This window comes from Actinospica durhamensis (assembly GCF_018139695.1).
Taxonomy (GTDB): domain Bacteria; phylum Actinomycetota; class Actinomycetes; order Streptomycetales; family Catenulisporaceae; genus Actinospica; species Actinospica durhamensis.
Genome location: NZ_JAGSOG010000289.1, coordinates 1 through 10,291 on the forward strand (window position 1 = coordinate 1; position 10,291 = coordinate 10,291).

The following is a 10,291-nucleotide window of genomic DNA, read 5'->3' on the forward strand; positions in this document are numbered from 1 at the left end:
TAAGAGACAGGGACAGGGCGGGGGCGGCGGCGCAGAGGTCGGCGATGTGGCTGCGCAGCAGGCGGTAAAGCGGGCTCGCCTGCAGGTGTACGGCGGCGCACTGGACCTGTTCCATGCTCAGGCCGAGCGCGGACCGTTCGACCTGGACGATCCGCGCGCTCCCCTCTCCGGGTCTGGTGTAGGAATAGCAGGAGTTGAGGTCGGTGACATACAGGGCGCCGCGGAGCAACGGGTACGCGCGCTCCTCGTGGACATAGCCGCCCGGCCCGCCGTCGTGCAGGACGAAGACCACACGTTCCGGCCCGTCCTTGTGCGCGTGCTTCGCGGTCCGGCTGTGGCTGACGCCGGAGCTGTGTTGGTGCAGCAGCGCGATGTCCGGGCTCAGCTGCCAGTGTTCGAGCCGGGCGTGGACCCGCTCCGGCGGGTCGAGCAGGCGCAGTTCGTGCGGCGCCGTCGCGCCGGTGAGGACCGACTGCAGGGCTTCGGCGCGCTCGCCGGCCGGCAGCAGGCTGGTGTCGAGCAGAACAGGCACTGGGGGACACCGTCCGTCCCTTGCGATCTTCATGCCGCGAATCCCGGGCCGCGTCCCGATCCTCCCACGGTGTTCGGGGGTCGTTGGGCAATCGTGCACGCACAGCAAAGAAATCGTGCGTGCTCGATCCAGGGCCGACAGTCTTCTGCGGTGATCCTTGGGGCATGGCCGGGCCGGTCGCCGGGCCACTCGCGGCCGTCGGACGACCGACGCGCCGCATCCCCCTCGCGAGGAGAACGAGATGGCTGACTCCACCCCTTCCGCAGGTCCCACCGTCGTCCTGGTGCACGGCGCGTTCGCCGACGCGGGCAGCTGGGCGTTCGTGACCGAGCGCCTGGTCGCCGCCGGCGTGCCGGTGCGCGCGATCGTCAACCCGCTGCGCGGTATCAGCCACGACTCCGCGTACGGGCGAGCATGATCAACCAGATCCCCGGCCCGGTCCTGGCCGTGGGCCACTCCTACGGCGGCGCCGTGATCACCAACGCCGTCCCGAAGACGCGGAACGTGGTGGGCCTGGTCTACGTCGCCGCCTTCGCCCCCGATGAAGGTGAGCTCCTGGGCGAGATCGTGGCCCGGTCCAAGGACAGTGTCCTGACCACCGCGCTCCAGGAGTACCAGTACCCGGTCGGTGATGGCGGCGAGACCGCTGTCGAGGTGCTGATCGACGCCGCCAAGTTCCGCGCGGTCTTCACCGCTGACCTGCCCCAGCCGCAGTCCGACGTCTACGGCCTGTCCCAGCGTCCGATCGCGGCCGGCGCGTTCGCCGAGAAGAGCGGTCCGCCCGCCTGGAAGAACCTGCCCTCGTGGGCGGCGGTCGGCACCGCGGACACCGCGGCGGGCAGCGACGTCGTGCGCGAGATGGCGCAGCGCGCGGGCGCCGACATCACCGAGATCGAAGGCTCCCACGTCATCATGATCTCCCAGCCCGACGCCGTCACCGAGGTCATCCTCAAGGCGGTCGCGGCCGTCGGCTGACCTCGGCCCGGCCCGCCCACCGCGCGTGACCGGCGCCGCCGACGCCGGCGCCGGTCACCGCGCAGGTGTGTCCGGACGCTGTTTCGGCGCGGGTGTCCTCAGGGTGCGCCATTCCCGCGGGCTGAGGCCGAACTCCTGGCCGAAGCGCCGGGTGAAATGGCTGACGTTGCGAAACCCCCAGGCCCGGGCGATCGACTCGATCGAGCGGTCCCGCGCCGCCGGCAGGGCCAGCTCGGCCCGAACTCCCTCGAGGCGCCGGCGGATGATCATCTGTTCGAGGCTGATGTCGAGCGCGGCACAGACGTTGTACAGCTTCCGCAGCGAGATGTTGTGGGCTGCCGCGACCGCGGTGGCATCCAGGCCGGGATCGCGCAGGTTCTGCCGCACGTACTCGCGGATGCGCACCCACAGCGTCTGCGCGGCGGCGTCGCGCCTGGCCGAGGCGTCGGGGGAGAGCGAGGCGATCAGCGCGCGGGCGAGATCGACGCTGGAGTCGGCGACCCGCGCGGCCGAAGGGTGCGCGGTCAGGGCGTCGGCAGCGTCGAAGAGCTCCACGATGTGGCTCGTCACCAGGTCGTAGAGCGGACTGCGGGCCAACTGGGGCAAGGCGCGGCGCAGCAGCCCGGCCGGCACGTCGAGCTGGTCGAGCGGCATCATCAACGCCCGCGACGCGCCCTGGCCGGACCAGGAGAACTCGAACGGCTCGGTCATGTCCATGCCCATCAACATGCCGGGGTGCACCCGGTCGAGCGGCGCGAACTGGCGGTGCAGTCCCTCGCCGCGCTCCTGTACCGCCAGCGCGAGCAGCGGCACCGGGTCGCGGCGAGCCTGTTTCTCGCTGCGCGACATCCGCACCGGCGACGTCGCGGCGCGGAACAGGTAACTCCCGCCCAGCTGCCACACGTCCAGCCGGGCGCTGACCGGATGCCCGCCGCCGAGCAGTGCCACGGAGGAGGCGCTCGTCTCCGCCATGGCCACCCGCACCCGCTCGGACCGTTCCTCGTCGGGCACCACGGAGGTGTCGAGGATGACGACCACGGCGGCTCCTGACCTCGGGGAGTGGGGCATGAACAGGACACTGTCATGCTGTCGCGACCCTCAGGATTCTGCAACGCCGTCCCGGGGCCACCGGGCGGCGAGGGTGCCACCGCTGCCCTGTGCCCGCGCTTTCCCGCGCCGCCGCGATCGGCGGGTTTGATCCGGAGGAAAACGGTCAATCGGCCGACCGCATCCGGGTCGGCCCAGAAGGTCGAGTTGAACGTTTCGGCCGGGCGTGCTAGCGGCCTCAGCCGCCGTGAACTGGCCGGATGCGGCCGAGGAGCGTGGTGTTCGGAGGGCCCGGATTTTCGGTATATCCGTTTATGGGGGGATTTCCTGGTTACTCGGCGCCGGTCGAGAGAAGGGGTTCACCATGATGACGCAAAAGGAGATCTCCGGTTTGCTGCAGCAGCCGCTGTACGGCAACGACGGGCACAAGATCGGCAAGGCCACCCGCGTCTTCTACGACGACGTCACCGGCCGCCCCGACTGGGTCACGGTCAAGACCGGCATGTTCGGCAGCAGCGAGTCGTTCGTACCCGTCCACGACGCCGTCGCTACGGAGGGCCACCTCAAGGTCCCGTACTCCAGGGACAAGATCAAGTCCGCCCCCGGAGTGGACATCAGCGCCGAGGGCCACCTGTCCGTGACGGAGGAGCGCAGGCTCTACGGCTTCTACGGAGTCGACGGGGACGCGTTGCTGCGGCGGCGCGCGCAGGAGCGGCCGGCCGAGGATCGGTCGATGGACCGCGAGGCGGCGGCGGGCCAGCGGGTCAAGGACCGCGGGACCGCGACCGATCAGCGGACCATGGACGAGAGCACCGCGATGGACCAGCGGGCCATGGACCGGAGCGCGGCGATGGACGAGCGCGCGGCCATGGACCAGCGTGCGGCCATGGACCAGCGTGCGGCGGCGGACCAGCGGGCCATGGGCGAGAGCGCGCCGCGCGGCCAGCGGCTCGTAGCAGGTCAGCAGGCCGAGACCCCTGCCGCGCAGGGTGACGCCGGGGCGACGGACGAGGTCATGACGCGCTCGGAAGAGCAGCTGCACGTGGGCGTCACCCGGCAGGCGACCAGCCGGGTCAGGCTGCACCGGGTCGTGGAGACCGAGGAGCAGCAGCTGACCGTCCCGTTGCGGCACGAGGAGGTCCACCTGGTGCGGGAGCCGATCACCGAGGAGAACCGCGGCGACGCGATGTCCGCGACGGAGCTCTCCGAGGCCGAGCGGGTGGTGACCCTGCACGAGGAGAAGCCGGTGGTGGAGACCACGGTCGAGGCCAAGGAGCGGGTGCGCCTGGCCGTCGACGAGCGTACCGAGGAGCAGACGGTGCGGGGCACCGTCCGCAAGGAACAGATCAGGTTGGAAGAGGACAAGGACGACGATCGGCGCCGCTGAGCGCCAGGCCCGCGCGCGGACTCCGGCGGCTGTCGCCCGAGTCCGCGCGCGGCCCTGCCGTTCGCGGGCGCCACGTCGGCGGGCCGACCCGCGGGCCGGCCCGCCGACATGGGCGCATATGCGTTATTTGCTACTTGAGGCGCAGCCGGTGGGCTGGTTGGAGAGCAGTTCCGGACCGATGTAGGTCCCGTACGACTTGCCGGTGCGGTCGACGAGGTGCTCGAACTTGAAGGCGAGTACGGATCCGCTCGGCATCTTGGACGGGTCGATGGTGAAGGAGTTGTCCGACGCCGAGGTCGGGCGGGTCAGGACGCTGGACGTGTCCAGCTCGGTGGCGCCGAGCCAGGTGCACAGCCCCGGCAAGTGGGGCCCGACATCGATGGTGCCGGGGGGCAGCGTCACGGTGGTCGAGTGGAAGACCGTGCGGACACCCGCCTTCGCCAGGATCTGCTCGAGCTCGCTCTGGTCGCCGAGCTGCCAGAAGGTGACCATGACCTTTCCGGTCTTCGCGTCGGTATGGACGGAGAATGCGGCGTTGTCCACGTTCACGGACGTGCCCTGGGACGTCAGCGAGTGGGTGGATCCCGCCTGAGGCAGGGCGCCCGCGCCGTTCTGGCCGATCAGTGCGAGGGCGAGGCTCGCCGAGACGGCGACGACACCGAGCGCGCCGAGGGCGGGCACGGCCCGCTTGCGCCGCCGCAGCGTCCGGCCGCGCGCCAGCACGTCCGGCGCCTCGCGTCCGCGGCGGCCCTCGTCGAAGGCGGAGCCCACCAGGCTGATCAAGGCGGCGTCAGCGGCGCCGCCCTCGTGCTGTTCGAACTCTTCGATCATTTCACCGGCTCCTGCCATGCGGAGGGGGCGAGCGCGGCGCGAAGCGCGGCGAGCCCCCGGGAAAGGTGTGTCATGACCGTGCCGGGCGTGACACCGAGTACACGCGCGGTGGTCTTGGTATCGAGGTCGAGGAAGATCCGCAGAACGACGACTTCGCGTTGGCGGGCGGGCAGAGCTCTGAGCGCCTGCATCACCTGTCGGTCGATCTCGGAGCCTTCCGGCGAGCGGTCCTCGGCATCGTGCGAGGCGTCCCACGCCACCTCCCGGCGACGGCGCCGCCACCAGGAGACGTGCGTGTTGAGCGCGGTCCGCACGACCCACGCGCGCGGTGCCGGGTGCTTGCACACCTTGCGCCAGGAGGCGTAAGCCCGGGCGAACGCCTCCGCCGTCGCGTCCTCGGCCACGGACCAGTCGCCCACCGCCGCGTAGACCGCGCGCAGGCACTCGGCCCTGGCCTGTTCGTAGAACGCCGCGAAATCCTCGTCCTCTGGTTTCTCGTCCACACCTTCACTACGCATCAGCGGCAGTATTCATTGACAGCCGGGCCCGTCGATGATCGGGTAGGGGCGCACGCCCTGCCCAAGGCCGATCCGCGCCCCGCCGGAGCCCCGCGCCGACTCCCGCGTTGCGTAGTGATCAAGTTTCTTGCGTATCCATGGCACTTATTGCATCCACGGTTGTACGCTGACCCGCGTGACGAAGAGGCTCGTAGACGTAGCCGCGTTCGCCGGGGTGAGTGTGGCCACGGTGCGGCGGGTGTTGGGCGACAAACCGGGGATCTCGCCGGCCACGCGGGCGGCGGTGCTCACCGCGCTCGACGTGTTCGGGCTCGACCGCCCGGTCAAGTTCCGGGGGGTCAAGGGCGGATTGGTCGGGCTCGTGGTCCCGGACCTGCAGAATCCGATCTTCCCCGCGCTGGTCGAGGCCGTCTCGATCGGGCTGGTCAAGCTCGGGCTGATGACGGCGCTGTGCACCCGTACCGCCGACGGGGTCTCCGAGGCCAACTACATCGAGCTGCTGCTGCGCCGGGACGTCGCCGGGATCGTGTTCATCGGCGGCAGTTACGCCGACGCGGGGCCGGAATACGGACGCGAGCTACGCGAGCGCGGCATTCCGATCGTGCTGGTGAACGCCGCGGACGAGAACGAGGGCGTGGCCCGGGTCGCCGTGGACGACGAGGCGGCGGCGGAACAGGCGTTGGCGCACCTCACCTCGTTGGGACACACCAGGATCGGGCTGATCCTGGGGCCGCAGGGGCACGTGCCCTCGGCCCGCAAGCTCGGCGCCTTCGTCCGGCATGTGCGCAGCGGTCCGGAGGATCAGTCCTGGCGGGAGCGGGTGGCGCACGTGCCGTTCTCGATGGAGGGCGGCGGAGCGGCGATGAGCCGGCTGCTCGGGCTGGGCGTGACCGCGGTGGTGTGCGCGAGTGACGCGCTCGCGCTCGGCGCGATCCGCGCGGCCCGTCGCCGCGGGTTCGCCGTGCCCGGCGACCTCTCGGTGATCGGGTTCGATGATTCGACCTATATGTCCGTGGTCGAAGCCCCGCTGACCACGATCCGACAACCGGTGCGCGCGATGGGCGCGGCGGCGGTGGAACTGCTCGAGACGCAGATCAACGGCCAGGCCGTGCCCACCGAGGAGCTGCTGCTCGAGCCGCAGCTGATCGTGCGCGGCTCGACCGGGCCGTGTCGCCAACGCGCACGGATCTTCGACCCGCAGTCGTGATTTTTTGCTGCTGTGCAAGATTTCGACAACGAAGTCTAGATTTTCTGCACGAATCTCTGGACAACCGGCAGTCGTCCTCGTACTGTTCCACTACGCCACGCGGCCCGAACCCTCGCCGGCCGCGGCACGCACGACCTGCGCCACCTTCAGCGACCCGTTTCGCGCTTGCCTCGCGGCCTTATGGCCGGGGTCAGACGCATCCGTTTCGGAGGAATACCAGAGTATGCACGTCTTTCAGCGAAGCAAGGCGTTCACCATCGCCCTGACGGCCGTCGCCGTCGCCGCGACCGCCACCGGCTGCAGCAGTTCCAAGAGCTCAGGTACGGCGAGTGCCGCCTCGAATGCTCCGGTGACCATATCCGTCGGTTGTGAGCCGCCGACCTCGGAGGCACAGCCGCGGGCCAACTGGGTCGCCGACGTGGCGGCGTTCGAGAAGCTCAACCCGAACATCACCATCACGAGCGACGACACCAACCCGTGTGACGACCCGGCGACCTTCAACGCCAAGCTCGCCAGCGGCAAGATGGACAACGTCTTCTACACGTACTTCACCGACGCGGCCAACGTGGTCTCCTCCGGCGAGGCCGCCGACATCCAGCAGTACGCGAGCCAGATCAACAACTACTCCTCGGTCCAGAGCTCGCTGCTCAACGTCTACCGCCAGGGCGAGACCTCCTCGGGCGACCTGTACGGCGTGCCGACCGGCAACTACAGCCTCGGCCTGGTCTACAACAAGGCGCTGTTCCAGCAGGCCGGCCTGAATCCGAACGACCCGCCCACCACCTGGGACCAGGTGGAGCAGGACGCGATCGCGATCACCAAGCTCGGCCACGGCGACATCGGCTACGCGGACTACAGCGCGCAGAACACCGGCGGCTGGCACTTCGTCGCCGAGCTCTACTCGCGCGGCGGCACCGCCGTGACCGCCGACGGCAAGAGCGCCAACTTCAACGACGCGGCCGGCCAGTCCGTGCTCGAGTTCCTGCACAAGATGCGCTTCACCGACAACGTGATGGGTACCAACCAGGGCCTGGTCTACAACGACCTGCTGCAGATGATGGCCTCAGGCAAGCTCGGCATGTACGTCGGCGACCCGAGCACCCTGACCGCCATGCACAGCACGTACAAGACCCCGTACGACAACCTCGCCGTCGGACCGATGCCCGGTGAGACCGCGACTCTGCTCGGCGGCTCCGGCTACATGTTCAACAAGAGCGACACGCCCGCGCAGATCGAGGCCGGCATCAAGTTCCTGAACTACGAGTTCGAGACCTCCGGCCTCGGCCAGTTCGACTACCAGCGCCAGGCCCAGCAGAACCAGCCGGTCGGGCTGCCCGAGCCGGACCTGTGGCAGGGCGCCGTGGCCGACGCCGACAACACCGCCAAGGCCAAGTACGCGAACATCCCGACCGCGAACTTCTCCACCTACGTCGCGGCCCTGCCGAAGATGCAGCTGGTGATCGAGCCGCCGCAGGCCCAGGCCCTCTACGCCAAGGGTGACGCCGCGATGTTCGCGGTGCTGACCAACCCGAACGCGAACATCCCGGCCCTGCTGAGCACCTTCGCCAGCCAGACCAACACCATCCTGGCGAACGCGCAGTAACACCGACGCCCGTACCGCCTGCCCGGGACGCCTCAGGCCCGGGCGGGCGGTGCGCGGGGCGGCGAGCGCCGAGCGCGTTCGCACGCGGTACGGAACAAACAGCCCGGCAAGCACTCCAGAGCAAGCGCTCCAGAGCAAGCAGCACGCAGCGACAGTGCAGAGCGACGAGGCTCGAGAAGGAAGAGCGGGACCCTCCCCATGGCGACGATCAATGTTTCCGCGGCCACGGCCTACGAGGCGCGCGGCGCGGCCCGGGCCAGGCGCCGGGCGCCGCTGGCCCAGCGGCTGCGCCGGCACGCCACCGGCTATCTTTTTCTACTCGGCGCGGTGATCTGCTTCGCGCTCTTCTCCTGGTATCCCATGATCCGCGAAGTGATCATGAGCTTCCAGAAGACGAACTTCGCCGGCGACACCACGTGGGTCGGCTTCAACAACTACCGGCACATCTGGGCGGATCCCGACTTCTGGGCGGCCTGGCGCTTCTCCGGCCTTTTCACCCTCTTCGCCCTGGTCTTCGGCTTCGCCGTGCCGTTCGGCGTCGCGGTGGTGCTCAACGAGATCCGGCACATGAAGGGCTACTTCCGGCTGCTGGTCTACCTACCCGTGATGATCCCGACCGTGGCCGCGGCCTTCCTGTGGCGCTGGTTCTACCAGGCGGACAACGGCGGCCTGTTCAACCAGGCCCTGCACGCCCTGCACCTGCCGACGGTCGGCTGGCTGCAGAGCTCGCCGATGCTCGCGACGCTCTGCCTGGTGCTCTTCTCCACCTGGGCCAACATGGGCAGCTCGGTGCTGATCTACCTGGCCGCGCTCCAGGGCGTGCCCGGCGAGCTCTACGAGGCGGCCGAGCTCGACGGCTCGGGCATCCTCAAGCGGGTCTGGCACGTCACGATCCCGCAGACCCGGCTGATCCTCTCGCTGATGCTGATGCTTCAGATCGTCAACACCTTCCAGGTCTTCCTGGAGCCCGACGTCATCACCCGCGGCTCGAACAGCACCACCAGCGTCGTCTACCAGATCTTCGACTACGCCTTCAACTACAACAACTTCGGCAACGCCGCGGCGACCGGCATCACCCTGCTGCTCGTGCTGATGGTCTTCGGCGGCATCTACCTCAAGCTGGCCCGCTCCGTGGAAGAGGACTGAGGACATGGCAGCCATCGAATCCACTTCCCGCACCCTCGTCTCGCGGACCCAGCTCAACCGGCCGGTGGGCAAGGCCGTGTACTGGACCACCTTCGTCGTCCTGGTCCTGCTGTTCGCGCTGGCCTTCCTCTTCCCCTTCTACTGGATGGTCACCGGCGGCCTCAAGTCGCCGCAGGAGCTCATCCAGGTACCGCCCACCCTCGTGCCCGCGCACCCGCAGGTGAGCAACTACCACACCGCCTGGTCCGACGCCGACCTCGGCCGGCTGCTGTGGAACACCACCTTCTACGCCGCCGGCGCGCTGCTGTTCCAGCTGGCCTTCGACATCGGCGCGGCGTACGCGTTCTCCAAGCTGCGCCCGGTGTTCGGCAACGTGTTCATGTTCGGGATGCTCTCCACGATGATGATCCCGACCACGGTGCTCGCCCTGCCGGCCTACCTGACCGCCAACAGCCTCCCGTTCGTGCACTGGAGCCTGCTCAACACCCCCTGGGTGATCTGGCTGCCCTCGGTCGCGAGCAACGCGTTCAGCATCCTGCTGCTCAAGCGCTTCTTCGACTCGATCCCGGCCGAGCTGCTGGCCGCCGCCTCGATCGACGGCGCCGGACCGATGCGCGCGCTGTGGTCGGTGATCCTGCCGATGTCCCGGCCGATCCTCGGGGTGGTCTCGATCTTCGCGGTGGTCAACGTGTGGAAGGACTTCCTCTGGCCGCTGCTCACCCTGACCAACACCTCGGCGCAGACGGTGAACATCGGCCTGAACCAGCTCTCGGTCGGGCTGCCGCTCAACATCCTGATCGCGGCCCTGGCCATCGCCTCGGTGCCCACGATCGTCTTCTTCCTGATCTTCCAGCGCAACATCATGTCCGGCCTGACCGCGGGCAGCCTCAAGGGCTGAGCCCGCCCCCGGACGCGATCTCCCCCTCCGACCACGGCATCGGGCGGCGCCGCACCGCCGCCCGGCCATGCCGTCATGCCGCCGTCACCGCACGGCACCGCACCCCCTAGCAAGGAGCGAGACTACCTTGACCCCGCATTCCCCCAC

10 protein-coding genes are annotated in these 10,291 nt (G+C 69.2%); 6 read left to right on the forward strand and 4 right to left on the reverse strand.

What is annotated here, in order from left to right; translation table 11 throughout:
- Nucleotides 1–532: hypothetical protein (locus KDL01_RS34450; RefSeq protein WP_212532882.1), on the reverse strand; the 532-nt coding region annotated here is incomplete at its 3' end.
- Nucleotides 533–844: 312 nt separating this feature from the next.
- Between KDL01_RS34450 and KDL01_RS34455 the strand changes: the two genes are divergently transcribed.
- Nucleotides 845–1,507: an alpha/beta hydrolase gene (locus KDL01_RS34455; protein ID WP_246577417.1), complete on the forward strand. Its 663-nt coding sequence runs from the start codon at nt 845–847 to the stop codon at nt 1,505–1,507.
- A 54-nt stretch (nt 1,508–1,561) separates the two neighbouring features.
- On the opposite strand, the gene KDL01_RS34460 is transcribed toward KDL01_RS34455, so the two are convergent.
- Nucleotides 1,562–2,575, reverse strand: a complete 1,014-nt coding sequence (locus KDL01_RS34460) for a helix-turn-helix domain-containing protein (protein WP_212532883.1) — start codon at nt 2,573–2,575, stop codon at nt 1,562–1,564.
- Nucleotides 2,576–2,918: 343 nt separating this feature from the next.
- Between KDL01_RS34460 and KDL01_RS34465 the strand changes: the two genes are divergently transcribed.
- Nucleotides 2,919–3,941, forward strand: a complete 1,023-nt coding sequence (locus tag KDL01_RS34465) for a DUF2382 domain-containing protein (protein ID WP_212532884.1) — start codon at nt 2,919–2,921, stop codon at nt 3,939–3,941.
- Between the two features lie 123 nt (nt 3,942–4,064).
- Here KDL01_RS34465 and KDL01_RS34470 read toward each other — a convergent pair whose 3' ends face one another.
- Both KDL01_RS34470 and KDL01_RS34475 read right to left on the reverse strand, forming a co-directional pair.
- Complete coding sequence (locus KDL01_RS34470; protein WP_212532885.1) at nt 4,065–4,772, reverse strand: hypothetical protein; 708 nt, start codon at nt 4,770–4,772, stop codon at nt 4,065–4,067.
- Entirely contained in the window at nt 4,769–5,290 is a 522-nt protein-coding gene (locus tag KDL01_RS34475; RefSeq protein WP_212532886.1) for a SigE family RNA polymerase sigma factor, read from the reverse strand. The genes KDL01_RS34470 and KDL01_RS34475 overlap by 4 nt, the downstream gene beginning before the upstream one ends.
- Nucleotides 5,291–5,465: 175 nt before the next feature.
- Here KDL01_RS34475 and KDL01_RS34480 point away from each other — a divergent pair, with 175 nt between their 5' ends.
- The 4 genes from KDL01_RS34480 (at nt 5,466) to KDL01_RS34495 (ending at nt 10,144) form a co-directional block, all read left to right on the forward strand.
- Nucleotides 5,466–6,497 (forward strand): LacI family DNA-binding transcriptional regulator, encoded by a 1,032-nt coding sequence (locus KDL01_RS34480; RefSeq protein ID WP_212532887.1) that lies wholly within the window; start codon nt 5,466–5,468, stop codon nt 6,495–6,497.
- Nucleotides 6,498–6,720: 223 nt separating this feature from the next.
- A complete protein-coding gene (locus tag KDL01_RS34485; protein WP_212532888.1) occupies nt 6,721–8,100 on the forward strand; it encodes an ABC transporter substrate-binding protein in 1,380 nt (459 codons plus the stop codon).
- 198 nt (nt 8,101–8,298) lie between these two features.
- Nucleotides 8,299–9,246, forward strand: a complete 948-nt coding sequence (locus KDL01_RS34490; protein ID WP_212532889.1) for a carbohydrate ABC transporter permease — start codon at nt 8,299–8,301, stop codon at nt 9,244–9,246.
- Between the two features lie 4 nt (nt 9,247–9,250).
- Nucleotides 9,251–10,144 (forward strand): carbohydrate ABC transporter permease, encoded by an 894-nt coding sequence (locus KDL01_RS34495; protein WP_212532890.1) that lies wholly within the window; start codon nt 9,251–9,253, stop codon nt 10,142–10,144.
- Nucleotides 10,145–10,291: the final 147 nt, after the last annotated feature.